This window comes from Nitrobacter sp. TKz-YC02, from assembly GCF_049852135.1.
In the GTDB taxonomy this organism is placed as follows: Bacteria; Pseudomonadota; Alphaproteobacteria; order Rhizobiales; family Xanthobacteraceae; genus Nitrobacter; species Nitrobacter vulgaris.
This window is the reverse complement of sequence record NZ_CP180728.1, coordinates 3,396,205-3,411,888: the sequence shown is the minus strand read 5'-3', so window position 1 is coordinate 3,411,888 and position 15,684 is coordinate 3,396,205. Positions and strand designations below refer to the sequence as shown.

Annotated in this window: 19 protein-coding genes; 7 read left to right on the top strand and 12 right to left on the bottom strand. The window is 61.2% G+C overall.

The features are described from left to right. Positions 1–177: 177 nt before the first annotated feature. Both leuD and ACM561_RS16415 read right to left on the bottom strand, forming a co-directional pair. Positions 178–783, bottom strand: a complete 606-nt coding sequence (gene leuD, locus ACM561_RS16420) for a 3-isopropylmalate dehydratase small subunit (RefSeq protein WP_425906445.1) — start codon at positions 781–783, stop codon at positions 178–180. A 191-nt stretch (positions 784–974) separates the two neighbouring features. After that, positions 975–1,376, bottom strand: coding sequence for a metallopeptidase family protein (locus ACM561_RS16415; RefSeq protein ID WP_425906443.1), 402 nt, complete (start codon positions 1,374–1,376; stop codon positions 975–977). 127 nt (positions 1,377–1,503) lie between these two features. On the opposite strand from ACM561_RS16415, the gene ACM561_RS16410 reads away from it, so the two are divergent. The 3 genes from ACM561_RS16410 to ACM561_RS16400 all read left to right on the top strand — a co-directional run bounded on the left by ACM561_RS16410 (position 1,504) and on the right by ACM561_RS16400 (position 2,831). Next, positions 1,504–1,836, top strand: a complete 333-nt coding sequence (locus ACM561_RS16410; protein ID WP_425906441.1) for a hypothetical protein — start codon at positions 1,504–1,506, stop codon at positions 1,834–1,836. Positions 1,837–2,050: 214 nt separating this feature from the next. Then, on the top strand, positions 2,051–2,380 hold the full coding sequence (locus ACM561_RS16405) for a hypothetical protein (protein ID WP_425906439.1): 330 nt from the start codon (positions 2,051–2,053) through the stop codon (positions 2,378–2,380). A 139-nt stretch (positions 2,381–2,519) separates the two neighbouring features. Next, positions 2,520–2,831 (top strand): hypothetical protein, encoded by a 312-nt coding sequence (locus tag ACM561_RS16400; protein WP_425906438.1) that lies wholly within the window; start codon positions 2,520–2,522, stop codon positions 2,829–2,831. A gap of 100 nt (positions 2,832–2,931) precedes the next feature. On the opposite strand, the gene ACM561_RS16395 is transcribed toward ACM561_RS16400, so the two are convergent. Continuing rightward, positions 2,932–3,150: a hypothetical protein gene (locus ACM561_RS16395; protein WP_425906436.1), complete on the bottom strand. Its 219-nt coding sequence runs from the start codon at positions 3,148–3,150 to the stop codon at positions 2,932–2,934. A gap of 13 nt (positions 3,151–3,163) precedes the next feature. Between ACM561_RS16395 and ACM561_RS16390 the strand changes: the two genes are divergently transcribed. Continuing rightward, positions 3,164–3,541 (top strand): hypothetical protein, encoded by a 378-nt coding sequence (locus tag ACM561_RS16390; protein ID WP_425906434.1) that lies wholly within the window; start codon positions 3,164–3,166, stop codon positions 3,539–3,541. A 238-nt stretch (positions 3,542–3,779) separates the two neighbouring features. On the opposite strand, the gene leuC is transcribed toward ACM561_RS16390, so the two are convergent. The 9 genes from leuC to ACM561_RS16345 form a co-directional block, all read right to left on the bottom strand. Then, positions 3,780–5,186, bottom strand: a complete 1,407-nt coding sequence (gene leuC, locus ACM561_RS16385; protein ID WP_425906433.1) for a 3-isopropylmalate dehydratase large subunit — start codon at positions 5,184–5,186, stop codon at positions 3,780–3,782. A gap of 78 nt (positions 5,187–5,264) precedes the next feature. Beyond that, positions 5,265–5,396, bottom strand: a complete 132-nt coding sequence (locus ACM561_RS16380; protein ID WP_425906431.1) for a hypothetical protein — start codon at positions 5,394–5,396, stop codon at positions 5,265–5,267. 149 nt (positions 5,397–5,545) lie between these two features. Then, positions 5,546–5,941: a 50S ribosomal protein L19 gene (rplS, locus tag ACM561_RS16375; protein ID WP_425906430.1), complete on the bottom strand. Its 396-nt coding sequence runs from the start codon at positions 5,939–5,941 to the stop codon at positions 5,546–5,548. Positions 5,942–6,165: 224 nt separating this feature from the next. Then, positions 6,166–6,882, bottom strand: a complete 717-nt coding sequence (gene trmD / locus ACM561_RS16370; protein WP_425906428.1) for a tRNA (guanosine(37)-N1)-methyltransferase TrmD — start codon at positions 6,880–6,882, stop codon at positions 6,166–6,168. A 127-nt stretch (positions 6,883–7,009) separates the two neighbouring features. Beyond that, a complete protein-coding gene (gene rimM, locus ACM561_RS16365) occupies positions 7,010–7,531 on the bottom strand; it encodes a ribosome maturation factor RimM (protein ID WP_425906427.1) in 522 nt (173 codons plus the stop codon). Positions 7,532–7,543: 12 nt separating this feature from the next. Next, positions 7,544–7,876 carry a 30S ribosomal protein S16 gene (rpsP, locus tag ACM561_RS16360; protein WP_425906425.1) on the bottom strand — a complete coding sequence of 111 codons (333 nt, stop codon included), beginning with the start codon at positions 7,874–7,876 and terminating at the stop codon, positions 7,544–7,546. Between the two features lie 78 nt (positions 7,877–7,954). After that, positions 7,955–9,490, bottom strand: coding sequence for a signal recognition particle protein (ffh, locus tag ACM561_RS16355; RefSeq protein ID WP_079448044.1), 1,536 nt, complete (start codon positions 9,488–9,490; stop codon positions 7,955–7,957). A 334-nt stretch (positions 9,491–9,824) separates the two neighbouring features. Further along, positions 9,825–10,529 (bottom strand): SIMPL domain-containing protein, encoded by a 705-nt coding sequence (locus ACM561_RS16350; protein WP_425906422.1) that lies wholly within the window; start codon positions 10,527–10,529, stop codon positions 9,825–9,827. A gap of 8 nt (positions 10,530–10,537) precedes the next feature. Continuing rightward, on the bottom strand, positions 10,538–11,266 hold the full coding sequence (locus tag ACM561_RS16345) for a GyrI-like domain-containing protein (RefSeq protein WP_425906421.1): 729 nt from the start codon (positions 11,264–11,266) through the stop codon (positions 10,538–10,540). 282 nt (positions 11,267–11,548) lie between these two features. Here ACM561_RS16345 and dapF point away from each other — a divergent pair, with 282 nt between their 5' ends. The 3 genes from dapF to ACM561_RS16330 all read left to right on the top strand — a co-directional run bounded on the left by dapF (position 11,549) and on the right by ACM561_RS16330 (position 15,619). Further along, a complete protein-coding gene (gene dapF, locus ACM561_RS16340; protein WP_425906420.1) occupies positions 11,549–12,421 on the top strand; it encodes a diaminopimelate epimerase in 873 nt (290 codons plus the stop codon). Next, positions 12,421–13,689, top strand: a complete 1,269-nt coding sequence (gene mtaB, locus ACM561_RS16335; RefSeq protein WP_425906418.1) for a tRNA (N(6)-L-threonylcarbamoyladenosine(37)-C(2))-methylthiotransferase MtaB — start codon at positions 12,421–12,423, stop codon at positions 13,687–13,689. Before dapF ends, mtaB begins: the two co-directional genes overlap by 1 nt. Positions 13,690–13,969: 280 nt before the next feature. Beyond that, positions 13,970–15,619 (top strand): CHASE domain-containing protein, encoded by a 1,650-nt coding sequence (locus ACM561_RS16330; protein ID WP_425906416.1) that lies wholly within the window; start codon positions 13,970–13,972, stop codon positions 15,617–15,619. Positions 15,620–15,684 lie beyond the last annotated feature (65 nt).

The following is a 15,684-nucleotide window of genomic DNA, read 5'->3' as shown; positions in this document are numbered from 1 at the left end:
GGTCTGGAGTCTTTCGCCCGTATGGAAACGGTGAAAGACTCTGTCTTTTGATTTGACGCGTTTTCTTCACGCGAACCGGATTCCACTTCGCTCGAAAACGCTAATGGCACGCTTTTCGACGAAGCGTCGTTTCGTTGTGGAACCGGGTGATCAACTCCGTGTTGCGGGCGGAAGCGGTCAGGCCCAGGCGCGCTCGCGTTTCGCCTTCTCCTCGTAGGCGTCGATCGCCGGCTTCTTTTCCATCGTCAGGCCGATGTCGTCGAGACCGTTCAGCAGGCAATGCTTGCGGAACGGGTCGATTTCGAATGTCGCAGTGCCGCCGTCCGGTCCCCGGATTTCCTGCTTGACCAGATCGATGGTCAGCGTCGCGTTGGCGCCGCGTTCGGCGTCATCGAACAGCCTGTCGAGGACGGCTTGCGTCACACGGATCGGCAGGATGCCGTTCTTGAAGCAGTTGTTGTAGAAGATGTCGCCGAACGAGGTGGAGATCACGCAGCGGATGCCGAAGTCGAGCAGCGCCCACGGCGCGTGCTCGCGCGACGAGCCGCAGCCGAAATTGTCGCCGGCGACGAGGATTTTGGCGTTGCGATAGGCTGCCTTGTTGAGAACGAAATCCGGATTCTCAGAGCCGTTCTCTTTGTAGCGCTGTTCCGAGAAAAGTCCTTTGCCAAGGCCGGTACGCTTGATGGTCTTCAGGTACTGTTTCGGAATGATCATGTCGGTATCGACATTGATGATCTTCAGCGGCGCCGCGACGCCTTCCAGCGTTGTGAACTTGTCCATGACCGGAGTCCTCGTGAGCAGCCCGTTCTAGCCCGATCCCGGCCTCGATCCAAGGTCCAATCATGCAGGGCTAGAGCATGATCCCGACCCGAAGGGCCGCGCCAGCGCAAAGTGGAAACCGGTTTCCGGATAAGATCATCCTCAATCAAAAGGATGAGGCCAGAGCTTGCCCAACGTAGTTGGAGCAGATCCTAGTTTGCCGCCTGCGCCTCGATCGCTTCCATGTCAGCATCGGACAGTCCGAAGTGATGGCCGATTTCATGAATCAGCACATGAGTGATGATATGGTCGAGCGTTTCATCATGCTCGGCCCAGTAGTCGATGATCGGACGGCGGTAGAGCCAGATCAGATTGGGCAGCCTGGCAACGTCATCCTGGCTCTGGAACGGCAGGCCCGTGCCCTGGAACAATCCCAGCAGATCATATTCGCTGTCGGCTTTCATCTCGTCCAGCACCTCGTCGGTCGGAAAATCCTCGACGCGAATGATGAGGCCTTCGCACAGGCGCCGGAAACGCCCGGGCAGGCGCGCAAGCACCTCGTGCGCCCTGGTTTCCATGTCAGCCAGCGAGGGAGCTTTGGCGGAGGTCCACATGGCACTTTGTTTAACTCGCGTTTCACCGTGAGAGCAGGGTTTTTTGCGGTCCGGGCCGTCTTGCGGTTGACGCGGTCGCGGCAATCGGAGACCGTTCGCGGGGAGCAAGGGTGATCGGGGCGCAGCCATGGATGTCAGGATGACAGCGGGGGGGCTTGTGACGGGAGCTGCGACGCTGCTGTTGCTGCTGGTGCCGGGGACGTTGCTGTTTATGTACAGCGCGCAGGCTCAAACCACCGCGCGGAGCACGGATCGCGCCGTATCGTCTGACACGTCGGCCCACGCCCGCAAGCGGCGACCGCGCGTGCGGATCTATCGCGAGGATGAGCGCGGGGTCTATCCAAGCTATAATCCGGGTTCCGACGCGGTACGCGACTGCACCGCGCATTACGTGCAGGAATTCCGACCGAGCGGGACCGTGATCGTTCCGAGAATGAACTGTTACTGGCGCCACGGCTGATTGTTCGATCCAAGCGCGGTTTTGCCGGATGGCCGTGAATCGCGGGAATTCGGTAACGCTAACCGCACATACAGTGCATGTTTGCCGCCGGTATATTCACGTCGCGTTCACTTCCCCGCTCATAGCCTGTCACTCGCGTCTCGCTCGCGCGTCGCGGCGGCGATGGAATGATCTGCTGACGTCGCGGTTACTTGTTCCACCTACGGAGGTCTAAATGTTTTTGAAGAAAATTCTAGGACTGGCCGCTCTCGGCGCGCTTCTGATTGTCGCGGTTCCCGCGCAGCAGGCGCAGGCGGCGACTCCGGTCAGCCCGGGCATTGCTGTCGGACAAAGCGACGCCGGCAAGCTGACAACCAAGGTGCACCACGTCAACGGGCAGCCTCACCATCATCACCATCACGGCCACCATGGGCGGAACCTAAGCCATCGTCAGCAGCATTGGCGGAACCATCACCATCATCACCATCATCATAATCACTATAATCACCATCATAACCACTATAACCACCACCATCATCACCAGCATAACGGTCACTGGCACTGATGATACCGGTTGGAGCTCATGGCAAAGCCAGCTCCGTACATGGTCGAGCAGGCCCGCTATGCGGGCCTGTTTTTTGAAGCGGCACGGATCTCCTGAGAAAGAGTGTCATAACGAAAATACGACCCACGGAGAAATCGCCATGAAAAGATATCTGGGCGTGAGTCTCGCTGCGGCAATCGTTGCGTTGTGTGGCATCGCATTAGTTAAAAGCGCGAACGCCGCCCCTCGCTTGGGCGCTGTCGCCACGCAGCCAGTGACACCGACCGAGGTCAGCTCGGCTCAGAGCAGCCATCGTCCGCACCATGAAAATCGCTACAGGCATCATCGCGCACGCGTATACGTACGTGGCCCCTATCGACCTTACTATGGACGGCCAGATTACTACGTGCCGCGAGGACCGACTCCGTTCTTTCCGTTCGGCTTCGGCTACGGCCTCGATCCGTCCTGGTGAGGTGAGGGCTGCTGTCGCAACTCATCCAAATCGCGACCGCATATTTCTCTGTAGGCTGGCAAATCCGACGCCAGGTCGTCGGAGTCGGTGTCAATGCCGATCAGATCGGTAACCGCGCTTTCTTCGCCGCATCGTAGATTTCGATACGCAGGATCGGGAAACGTGACTTTAAGTCGGTCGCGGCCTGCTTCGCCTGGGCCAGCGTCTCGAACTGGTTTTTGAAATGCCCATCCACCTGCAGCGTAAAGCCGGCTTCGGGCGGCACGTCGGCACGCAGGGCCGGACGGGATACCGGTTTGGTTGTCGTAGCGGCAGGCATCGGCGGCACAGCCGTGAGCGCCGGAATCGGCGCGGTGATTGTGGGAGCCGGTTTCAGCGGCAAGGTCAGTGCATCGCGCGGCGTGGTCACAATCGGCTTTTCAGCCGCACGCGGCGCGGCCTTGCTGCTGCTCTTCACGACCTCCACCGGCCTCGCGACTTTGACTTTTGCGGACGCCAGCTTGGCAGGCGTCCTTGTGGGCGTCTTTGCCGATGCCTTCGTATTGCCGGATGGGCGCGACATTTTTTCTGCCTTGCGGGCAGGGGTTTTGGTCTTGGCTGTTTTCATGACGTCGTTACGACTGACGGAATTTTCCGGCGAAGGCAACCCACCAGTTGAGGCAAGCTTGATTCGCCGTCGCATCCTCGTTGATAGCTTGTTCGATCGGTGATCGAGCGGAACTGATCGGAAGGCCCGCTTTGCCAGACGAATGTGCACGGGGTTTCCGGGCACCTGTTTCGTTCGACAGAAAGCGACGCGGCACGCTCGCCTCGGTCACACGGCTGTGTTGTGCTTCATTGCGGTGTCGAGTGCAAGACCATCGCGCAAACTGCGGCAATAACTTTCTTTCGAGTTATCGATCCCTCCGTCGTCCGGAGCCGGCTTAACACCACTGAGCGAAAGAACGCTCAATGCCATTCGCGGACATCGACGAAATGTCCTGCGATTGCGGCCGCTGCCGCCATTGAGGGCGATACGAGATGCGTGCGGCCCTTGAAACCTTGCCGACCCTCGAAATTGCGATTCGAGGTCGAAGCGCAGCGTTCATCCGGCTTTAGCTTGTCGGGATTCATCGCAAGGCACATCGAGCAGCCAGGCTCGCGCCATTCGAAACCAGCCTTGATGAAGATCTTGTCGAGGCCTTCTGCCTCCGCCTGTTCCTTCACCAGCCCTGAGCCTGGTACGACCATCGCGTTGACATGGCCGTTGACTGTCCGGCCATCCGCGATCTTCGCGGCGGCGCGCAAGTCTTCGATGCGACCGTTGGTGCAGGAGCCGATGAAGACACGGTCAAGCTTGATGTCGGTAATTCTCGTGCCAGGGCTCAAGCCCATGTAGTGCAGCGCACGCTCCTTCGACAGCCGCTTGGCCTCGTCCGCGATGTCGGCGGGGTTCGGTACCTTGCCCGTCACCGCGATCACGTCTTCAGGACTGGTGCCCCAGGTCACGATCGGAGGTAGCCTGCCGGCGTCGAGCCGGATCTCGTGATCGAAATGCGCACCGTCGTCGCTGCGCAGCGTCTCCCAGTATCGCATCGCCGCATCCCAACTGGCGCCCTTCGGCGCTTTCGGCCGGCCTTTCAGGAATTCGTATGCCTTCTCGTCCGGCGCTATGAGGCCGGCGCGCGCACCGCCCTCAATCGACATGTTGCACACCGTCATGCGGCCTTCCATCGACAGCGCGCGCACCGCCTCGCCGGCATATTCCAGCACGTAGCCGGTTCCGCCTGCGGTGCCGATCTCGCCGATGATGGCGAGTATGATGTCCTTGGCGGTGACGCCGTCCGGCAGCTTGCCGTCGACCACTGCGCGCATGTTCTTCGCTTTTTTCTGGATCAGCGTCTGGGTCGCCAGCACATGCTCGACCTCGGAAGTGCCGATGCCGTGCGCCAGCGCACCGAACGCGCCGTGGGTCGAAGTGTGACTGTCCCCGCAGACGATGGTGGTGCCGGGCAGAGTGAAGCCCTGCTCGGGGCCGATCACATGAACGATGCCCTGTCGCTTGTCGAACTCGTTGTAGTACTCGATGCCGAAATCCCTGGCGTTCTGCGCCAGCGTGGCGATCTGCTCGGCGCTCTCCGGGTCGGGATTGGGCTTTGAGCGATCGGTGGTCGGTACGTTGTGATCAACCACCGCGAGCGTCTTCTCCGGCGCATGAACCTTGCGTCCGGCGACGCGCAGGCCTTCAAATGCCTGAGGTGACGTCACTTCATGGACAAGATGACGGTCGATGTAGATCAAACAGGTGCCGTCCTCGGCCTCATGCACCAGATGATCGTTCCAGATCTTGTCGTACAGGGTTGTCGGTTTGGACATGGACGTGAACCTAATTGGGATTCTTGAAACGGGTCGCGCAGCGCGCGCGGGACAATCGCCGACGGGAGGGCGTCCGCGTCAGGTCGCCGAGGTCGCGAACCGTCCAAAGAAACGCCCTGGCAAACGGCTGCGATCGTCGATCACGATGCGGGTCGTGAACCGGCCGATGTCGCTGCTGATCTGATCCGTAACCATTGCGTCTTTTACCATGGCCGCATCCGCCGCGACAATCGAACGACCGGCGGCGCGTTCCGGATAGATAGGACATTTTCCGGCGAAGTGGAGACCGGTTCGCCGCAACAAAAAAGCGCGGCCTGTGCCGCGCTTTCGGATATTGTGGCAGGCGAGGCGGCGAGCGCTCAGTTCGTCGCGGCCTTCTTGTCCGGTCTATCTTGCTTGTCCTGCTTTTCGACGATGCGGGCCGACTTGCCGCGCAGTTGGCGCAGATAGTACAGCTTGGCGCGACGCACCTTGCCGCGGCGCACCACCTTGATCGAGTCGATCATCGGCGACATCACCGGAAACACGCGCTCGACGCCCTCGCCGTAGGAAATCTTGCGGACCGTGAAGCTCTCATTGAGTCCGCCGCCGGAGCGGCCGATGCAGACGCCTTCATAGGCTTGCACGCGGGTCCGCTCGCCTTCTACCACCTTGACGTTGACGATCACGGTATCGCCGGGGCCGAACTCCGGAATGGTCTTGGTCGCCGACAGCTTGTCGAACTGCTCTTTTTCGAGCTGCTGAATGATGTTCATCGAAATCTCCATCGGCGGCGCGCCCCTCCGGCCGTTTGAGGGAGCTGCGCGGAATTCGTCTGTCCAGTGGCGCGCATTTCGCAAAAGTGGATACCCGGTTTTGCGAAAAGAATACGCACAGCTCAACGAGCTAGAGCATTTTCTAAAGGCAAACCGGATTCCACTTTGCCTGAAAATGCTCGCTGCGCGGATTTGCGCTCCTATACGGCAAAGCGGGCGCGTTGTCACCCGTCTGTCTTGCTTTTTGGCGGATTTTGCCTGTTCCTTGTCGCCCAGAGGTCCGGACGGCGCGTCTCCGTCAAAGCTTCGGCCTTGGCTCTTCGCCAATCGGCCACCTTGGCGTGGTCGCCGGACAGTAAAATGTCCGGGATCTGCCGGCCCTCGAACTCCTGCGGACGAGTGTACTGGGGATATTCGAGAAGCCCGTGCGAAAAACTTTCATCCTCACTCGATTCCGCCTTGCCCATCACCCCCGGCAAAAGCCGGACGCAAGCGTCGATCAGCGCCAGCGCCGCGAGTTCCCCTCCCGACAGCACATAATCTCCGATCGACACCTCATCGAGCCCGCGGGCTTCAATGACCCGCTGGTCCACCCCTTCGAAGCGTCCGCAGACGATCAGGGGCCCAGGACCGGCCGCGAGTTCCACCACCCGCGACTGGGTCAATGGCCGACCGCGCGGACTCATCAGAAGGCGCGGTCGGTCCGGCGAGGTCTCCACTGAGTCGATGGCCTTGGCTAGCACGTCGGCACGCAGCACCATACCAGGGCCGCCGCCGGCTGGGGTATCATCGACGCTGCGGTGGCGGTCGGTGGCGGAACTGCGGATGTCGTGGATGTCGAGCGCCCATAAGCGGGTCGTCAGCGCTTTTCCGGCGAGGCTGATGCCGAGTGGCCCCGGAAACATCTCTGGAAACAGGGTCAGGACAGTCGCGCGCCACATGGACTAGCACCAGGAGACAATCACGTAACGGCGTCATACGTGGGCTTGACCCGCGTATCCATCAAACGATGGATCGCCCGATCAAGCCCGGCGATGACGGCAGAATACGAAGCACCCGCCGGGTATGTCACGCCTGATCCGGCTCCTCGCCCTCGATCTCGCCGGGCATCTCGATCACCACGCGCCCGCCGGCGAGGTCCACGGTCGGCACCACGGCGTCGGTGAACGGCAGCATCAGGGTCGGACCGTGCGCAAGCGCGATCTCGATGATGTCGCCCGCACCGAAATTGTGAATCGCGGCGACCGTTCCGATCGTCGCGCCCGCCGCATCAAAGGCGGCGAGACCGATGAGATCGGCGTGGTAAAATTCGCCTTCGTCCGTATCGGGCAGCTTGTCGCGTGCGACGTAGAGTTCAACGCCGTTGAGCCGCTCGGCCTCCTCGCGCGTGGTCACGTCCGTGAGCGTTGCAACGAGGTGATCCTTGGCCGCGCGCGCGTGCGTTACTTCAAGCTGCCGCGCGCCATCTTTCGTCGAGAGCGGGCCGTATTGCGTCACCGACATCGGGTCTTCCGTGAACGTCCACAGCCGCACCTCGCCGCGCAGGCCATGCGCGGCGCCGATCCGGGCGACGCACACGCGCGCCGTCATGCCGCTTCAGCCTCAGGACTTCGCGGCGGCTTCGGCCTGCGCCTTGCGCTCCTTGCGCGGCACGGCCTTCTCGGGGTTGTTGCGCGGCGTGCGCTTCTTGACGCCGGCGGCATCAAGGAAACGGGCGACGCGGTCCGACGGCTGCGCGCCCTTGGCGAGCCAGGCCTTGACCTTGTCGAGGTCGAGCTTGAGCCGGTCGGCGTTGTCCTTCGGCATCAACGGATTGAAATGGCCGAGCCGTTCGATGAAACGGCCATCGCGCGGATAACGCGAATCCGCGGCGACGACATGATAAACCGGCCGCTTTTTGGTGCCGGCACGGGCGAGGCGGATCACGACGGGCATAAGGTTCTCCTTTTGAAGTCTGTCTGGTGAGTTCGTTGTGTCGTTATAGCGTTGGCGAAATGTGTGAAGCCGTTCGTCTCATTTCTTCTTCCGGGGGAAGCCGAGACCGGGCAGCGTCGGCTTGCCGGTCAGTCCGGTGAGACCGGGAAGATTTGGCAGGCCACCGCGCAATCCGGCCGGCAGATCCTTCGGCAATTGCGGCAGGCCATCCGCGCCTTTCGGCATTTTCTCCGCAAGCGCTTTCATCTGCTCGGGACTCGGCATGCCGCCGCCGAAGCCCATGGCCTGCGCGATGCCGGCGAGGGGGCCGCGCTTGCCGGTCCCCATCATCTTCATCATGTCGGCCATGCCGCGATGCATCTTGAGGAGCTTGTTGATCTCCTCGACCTTCTGGCCGGCGCCGGCGGCGATGCGCCGTTTGCGGCTGGCTTTGAGGATTTCGGGATGCTTGCGCTCCTGCCGTGTCATCGAGTCGATCACGGCGACCTGACGCTTGATGATCCTGTCGTCGAGACCGGCCGCGGCCATCTGGTTCTTCATCTTTGAGACGCCGGGCATCATGCCCATCAGGCCGGAGATGCCGCCCATTTTGGACATCTGCAGCAACTGCTCGCGCATGTCGTTGAGGTCGAACTGGCCCTTGCGCATCCTTTCGGTGGTGCGTGCGGCTTTTTCGGCATCGATGTTGGCGGAAGCCTTTTCGACCAGCGAGACCACGTCGCCCATGCCGAGGATGCGGCCGGCGATACGGGAGGGATGGAAATCCTCCAGCGCGTCGGTCTTTTCGCCGGTGCCGATCAGCTTGATCGGCTTGCCGGTGACTTGACGCATCGACAGCGCGGCACCGCCGCGACCGTCGCCGTCGACGCGGGTCAGCACGATGCCGGTGAGGCCGACGCGCTCATCGAACGACCGCGCGAGATTGACCGCATCCTGTCCGGTCAGCGAATCCGCGACTAGCAGCACTTCGTGGGGGTGGGCGGCGGTTTTGATGTTCGCCGCCTCCGACATCATCTCGTCATCGAGCGTGGTGCGGCCGGCGGTGTCGAGCAGCACCACGTCGTAGCCGCCGAGCTTGCCGGCCTCCAGCGCGCGGCGAGCGATCTGTTCAGGTTTTTGCCCTGCGACGATCGGCAGCGTCTTGATGTCGAGATCGCGTCCGAGCACCGCGAGCTGCTCCATCGCCGCCGGACGATAGATGTCAAGCGAGGCCATCAAGACTTTGCGTTTATCCCGCTCGGTCAGCCGCCGCGCCAGTTTCGCGGTCGTGGTGGTCTTGCCCGAGCCTTGCAGGCCGACCATCATGATGATGATCGGCGGCACGGCATTGAGATCGATGGTCTGGCCATCGGAACCGAGCGTGGCGATCAGTTCGTCATGAACGATCTTCACCACCATCTGGCCCGGCGTCACCGACTTAACGACGGTGGCGCCGACCGCCTGTTCGCGGACCTTGTCGGTAAAACTGCGCACCACGTCGAGCGAGACGTCGGCCTCCAGCAGTGCCCGGCGCACCTCGCGCATGGCGGCATCGACATCGGCTTCCGTCAGCGCGCCGCGCCGCGTCAGCCGATCGAGAATGCCGCCGAGCCGTTCCGACAGATTGTCGAACATGCCTGCTTTTCCTTTTTACCTCGCCCTGCTCTTCTGCGGGGAGAGGTCGCCGCGTCTTCACGGCGGTAGGGGACCTAGGTATCGCGCTCAACTCGTCCGCGGGATTCGCGGGAGGAAACGCTCACCCCAGAGCTATCGCGTGTTGATTTAGGTGATCGCCAAAATCAACAGTCATTCCAAAACACAACTACGCCCGAGGGCGCACAGCGCTGTCGGGCGTTGACCTCCGGCCCCTGCGGCCGGTCGGCGGGTCGAAAAGGAAGTCTTTTCGAGAGTTCGGGCGGATTTACAGGCACCGGCCTGCCCGAGTCAAGCTGATCGGGCGGGCCGCGCCTTATGGCGCCTCCTTGATCTCCCAGGAGACGCCGACCGTCACGCGGAGCGTTTCTTCGCCGGGCGCGATGGCGGCCTCCGCGGCCATCGGCGCCGCAGCACGGCGGTACATCACCGGCACCGCGCTCCCGTGCTCCGCAATGCTGATCGGCCCGCCGAGCGAGACGCCCGCAGCCTTGGCATAGATCTCCGCCTTGCGCCGGGCGTCGACGATCGCCTCAGCCCGCGCGTCGTCGAGCAGCTTCGATGCGTTGGAGACCATGAAATTGATACTGCCGATGTCGTTGGCGCCGGCCGCGGTGACCGCATCGATCACCCCGGCCATTTTGCTGATGTCACGCAGCTTGACGGTGACGCGGTTGGTGGCGCGGTAGCCGGAGAGGACGTTGGATCCCGAGCGATTTTGATTGGTAAATTGTGGCTGCAGCGACAACTGCGAGGTCTGATAGTCTTTTTCGGCGATGCCCGCGCTTTTCAGCGCTGCGAGCACTTTGCCCATGGCGGTATTGTTGGCTTCGAACGCGTCGCGCGCATTCTTGGCGTCGGTCGTGACCCCGGCCTCGATCTGAGCAAGATCGGGCGGCGCGGAGATTGTGGCCTCGCCGGTTACCGAGATTGCTGGTGGTGGCACATCGGCTTGCGCGGGCACCGAGATCAAAGCGGCGATAGTAGCAGCGGCGATGGCGAGCTGGATCCGGTTCTGCATGACGGTTCTCATTTCAGCGGGACATAGACATCAATGATCAGATTGTCTTCCTCGGTCTTCAGTGGATCGGTCTTGTACTCCTCGATGAAGGTGTCCTTGGCCTCAAGCTTCTTGTCGTCGAGGGTATTCGTAATCGCCTCATAGGTGTTGTCCATGTTGTCGTAGGAGCCGCGATGTACGAACTTCAGCGCCTTGCCCTCCGGTGATTTGCCCATGCTGACGTTCTTGGGCAGATCCTTGATCTCTTGATCGACGGGGATTTCCGCCAGAAACGAGAAGCCGTTATCGTCCGTTGAGGTATAGACGATCATCATGTTGCCGGCAGGCTTGACGCCCTGCTTGTCGAGAACGGCGGCCAGCGACTTGAACGAATCAATGAGCGTCTCGAATGCGTTTTCCCAGGTGGCGTTGTTGCGCAACGTCAGGACGGTCTTCGGGGCCAGCGTATGTTCTTCGCCGAAAGGGTCGGCCGTCTGCACGGGCGCGGTCAACGGCGGCTTCGGGGCTTCGGCGGTCGGATTTTTCGGCGTCTGCACTTCGGCAGGGGGCGGGACCGGCGTGGCCGGTGTCGTCGTTCCGGGTGGGGTAGGTGTGGCTGGTGGAGCCTCTGCGGCCGGCGCAGTCGCGCCGGGAGGTGTCGCAGGCGGCGTCTCGGCCATCACGGCAGAGAGCCCGAACATCAAGGTCGCTGGGATCATTGCGATCGCGAATCGGCAAAAAGGGCGGGGACGATTCATTGGTAGGGTCTCCCTGGTCGTGCTGGCCGATGTCCGCGAGACCCGGTCCTTAGCCGCTGTTACGGGCTGATTTATTACGATGCTTAACACGCGACGCTGACGTTCATCCCATGACAGAACAAAACAGATATGTCATGCCGCATCGTGGCGGGTGTGGGGCGCCGACACGGATTTGCGTTAGCGATGGCGGTCGTGAGTGACACTGGTCAACTGGCGCGCATTCGCCATATAAAGTCGCGGAAGGCGGATGCCGGAAAATGAACGCCGGAAACTGGAAAACCAATGGGCGCGCTCGCAAATCATGCTTTCAGCAAGATGAATGGGATCGGCAACGAGATCGTCGTTGTCGATCTTCGCGACAGCTCAGCCGCAGTCACGGCCGAGGAGGCGCGTGCTGTCGCATCACCGGCGGGCGTTCCCTATGATCAATTGATGGTTCTGCAACCCCCGCGGACATCAGGCACCGAGGCCTTCGTTCGCATCTACAATAATGATGGCTCGGAAGCCAATGCGTGCGGCAACGGCATGCGCTGCGTGGCGCGCCAGATCTTCGAGGCGACAGATAAGGCCGCGCTGACCTTCGAAACGCGCGCCGGTCTTTTGAGCTGCTGGCGAGGCTCCGCGCCTGGTCTCTACACTGTCGACATGGGATCGCCAAAATTCGACTGGAGGGACATTCCGCTCGCCGAGGAGTTTCGCGATACCCGCTATATCGAGTTACAAATCGGGCCGATCGACGCACCGGTGCTGCATTCGCCGTCCGTGGTTAGCATGGGTAATCCCCACGCGATCTTCTGGGTCGACGACATCGATGTCTACGATCTCGCCCGTTTCGGGCCGCTGCTGGAAAACCATCCGGTCTTTCCCGAGCGCGCCAACATCACGCTGGCGCATATCGTAGATCGCGATCACATCACGATGCGGACCTGGGAGCGGGGCGCGGGCCTGACGAAGGCTTGTGGTTCAGCTGCCTGCGCAACGGCGGTGGCGGCGGTGCGGCTCAAGCGGGCCAATCGCATCGTCCATGTCGCGCTTCCCGGCGGCAGCCTGACCGTCGAATGGCGCGAGCGCGACGATCATGTGCTGATGACCGGTCCGGCCGTATTCGAATATGAAGGCACCTTCGATCCGGCGCTGTTCGCGTCGGTGGCCTAGTGTCAGTCGACGTCATTACCTTCGGCTGCCGGCTCAACGCCTTCGAATCCGAAGTCATCCGTCGCAACGCGGAAGATGCTGGCCTTGATGAGGTCGTCATCATCAACAGTTGCGCTGTGACCAACGAGGCCGTGGCGCAAACACGGCAATCGATCCGCCGCTTAAGGCGCGAGCGACCTTCGGCGCGCATCGTCGTCACCGGATGCGCCGCGCAGATAGAGCCGGCGATGTTCGCGCAGATGGCCGAGGTCGATCGCGTGATTGGCAACGATGACAAAATGCGGAGTGAGGCGTGGCGTGCCGCACAGGTCGCATTAGCCGCGCCTGATGTGGAAATCACGGCCGAGAAGAAAATCGCGGTGGCCGATATCATGGCGGTGACCGAGATGGCGCCGCATCTCGTCGATGGCTTTCAAGGCGGACTGCCACGCGCTTTTGTGCAGGTACAAAACGGCTGCGATCATCGCTGCACCTTCTGCATCATTCCCTTCGGACGCGGCAATTCCCGCTCGGTGCCGATGGCTGCGGTCGTCGATCAGGTCCGCGCGCTCGTCGAGGCCGGTCACGCCGAGATCGTGTTGACCGGTGTCGACCTCACAAGTTATGGCGCCGATCTTCCGAGCGGAACGCGGCTGGGCGGACTGGTAAAACAGATCCTGCGGCACGTGCCGGAGATGAGGCGGCTCCGAATCTCGTCGATCGATTCGATCGAGGCGGATCGCGATTTGCTGGATGTCATCGCGAACGAGGAGCGGTTGATGCCGCATTTGCATCTCTCGCTGCAATCCGGAGACGACATGATCCTGAAGCGGATGAAGCGGCGGCATTCGCGCCGCGATGCCATCGAATTCTGCGCGCAGGTGCGGCGGCTAAGACCGGACGTGGCCTTCGGTGCCGACATCATCGCCGGCTTTCCGACTGAGACTGACGACATGTTCGCGCGGTCGCTGGACCTCGTTGCCGAATGTGATCTCACCTTCCTGCATGTGTTTCCATATTCGTCGCGGCCGGGGACGCCTGCGGCACGGATGCCGCCGGTCGCGGCCGAGGTGATCAGGGATCGCGCCAGGCAGTTGCGGGCGGCGGCGAGCGCGGCGCTGCGGCGGCGGCTCGCGGCGGAAGTCGGTGCGACGCGCCGAGTGCTGATCGAAAGCGCCATCCAAGGCCGTACCGAGCATTTTCTGCCGGTCGCAATTGTGGGAGCCGAGCCCGGCACCGTGCAAATGATGAGATTTTCAGGGCACGATGGTACTCGGCTGCTGCCTTGATCTTGTTCCCCCGAAAACGATTTGGATGACTGAGCCTCGCGCCTCGCGGAGAGGCGCATCGCCACAGACGAATGAGGGCGAGCGGACCTTTCATCATGGTGAGTAGAACGGTCGGCTGGCCGGACTCCGTTAACGATCGTCCCCGGCTTTTGCAACTGGAGGCGGAACCATGCTGGCGCGGCACGATTGATGTCATGCATCGTCAGGGCGGGACGCTGCTGTTAATGGTGAGGCCGGCCAATGTTGCGAATGGTTATTTTCCTGATCTCCGGGTAGGCGCGTGGTTCGGCTGGGTTTCGTCATTGGGTTCGTCGCCGTCATCGGAATTTTTCTTTCCGGTCTCGCGGCATGGCGGGCTTATGATCAGGAGGTGGCGATCGACAACATTGCGCTGTCGCGCGCCATCGACGTCCACGCCAGTCTGGTTCAGGAGCGTCTCATCGAACGAGAGCTTTTGGCGCGTGTCGCCTCGGGGCTGTTCCGGTCGCCATCCGCGGTGCAGGCCAACGTGCTCCACCCATTGCGTGCGTCGATCTATGCCTTCAAGACTGATTTTGTCGTTGCCGGTTGGGTTGCATGTCTTCGGCCAAGCGAATTTCAGCAGGCTCATGCTGTCCTGGCGGCGGCTGGATTTCCAGATTCTCAAATCCGGAGTTTTGACGACACCCCGCGCGATCTGCAGTCGCTCGACAAACCGATCGACGTGATAATGGATGTCGAACCGCAAAACGCGCAAACCTCGGCCTTCTTGGGCCGCTCGCTCGACCAGCATCCGATCTTGGGGCCGATGTTCGCCCGAGCGCTGCAGACCAAGACTTCCGTCGTATCGGATCCACTCAATCTGATGGGGCGGGACGGGCCGATCGGGTTGGTCATCGCAACACCGGTTTTCCAGGAGGAAAGCGAGACAGCCGCCGGCTTCGTTACTTTCTCCTATAAACTGGCATCCTTGATGCTGACGAATGATGAACTGTCGCTATTCTCTGTCGTCCTGAAAGATCCGCGCAACCCAGGCTCGGAATTGATTGCCGATGACAGCGGCAATGTCACCTCGCGTCTCGGGTGGGGGGCTAATCCCGTTCCGATGGTGCTCCGGACGGTGACCTTCGGCGGCAGGGACTGGTCGCTTGGCTATTACCCGAAAGTGAATGCCATGCACCGCGCGCAAAAACTGGCCGCGGTGGTGGCCGCGATCGGTCTTGCGTTGACAAGTATCATTTGCGGACTGTTCGGATATGTCGCCTATAATAATTTGCGGTTGAGCCGGGAGATTCAGGTTCGGATCGGCTTCGAGCGGCGATTGACCGCCGTCATCGATGAACTCAATCACCGTGTCAAAAACATTCTCGCAGTGATTCAATCGATCGTCACGCGTACGCTGCGGCACGGGTCCGACATCGAAGTCGCCCGAGAATTGCTGATTGGCCGGATCCATGCCATGTCCAATGTGGTTTCGCTGCTTAGCGAGAGCCAGTGGCAGGGCGTCAAATTGAGGGGATTGTTCGAGGCTCGCGCCATCCCTCACGTCGACCGCATCGCGATCCATGGTCCTGATATCACGGTCAGTGCGCGGGCGGCTCAGAGTCTCTCATTGCTGTTTTTCGAACTGGCATCGCATTCCGACGAGGGACTCTCGCTGGTCGGCAAGCATCCGAATATTGTGGTGCATTGGGGGATCGAGGGCGAGGCCGACGAGGCGTTATTTCATTTTCGGTGGGAAGAATTCAACACCAGTGCGGCGACAAGACGCGAGGATAGCGATTTTGGCATCATTCTGCTGGATCGCGTTGCGCCGGAGGCGCTGGGCGGCGTCTCCAAGCGGTACTTTACCGAGGTGAGCTATGTCTATGAACTCGCCGCTCCCATGGACACCGTCGTGGATTTGACCGAGCGAGATCGTACGATGCAGATTTCGAACCCAGTAGTTTGATTCAACCGCGTTCATCTCAGATTTAGGTTTTATCCCAAAGCCGGTTCGACAAGCTCCGAATGAGC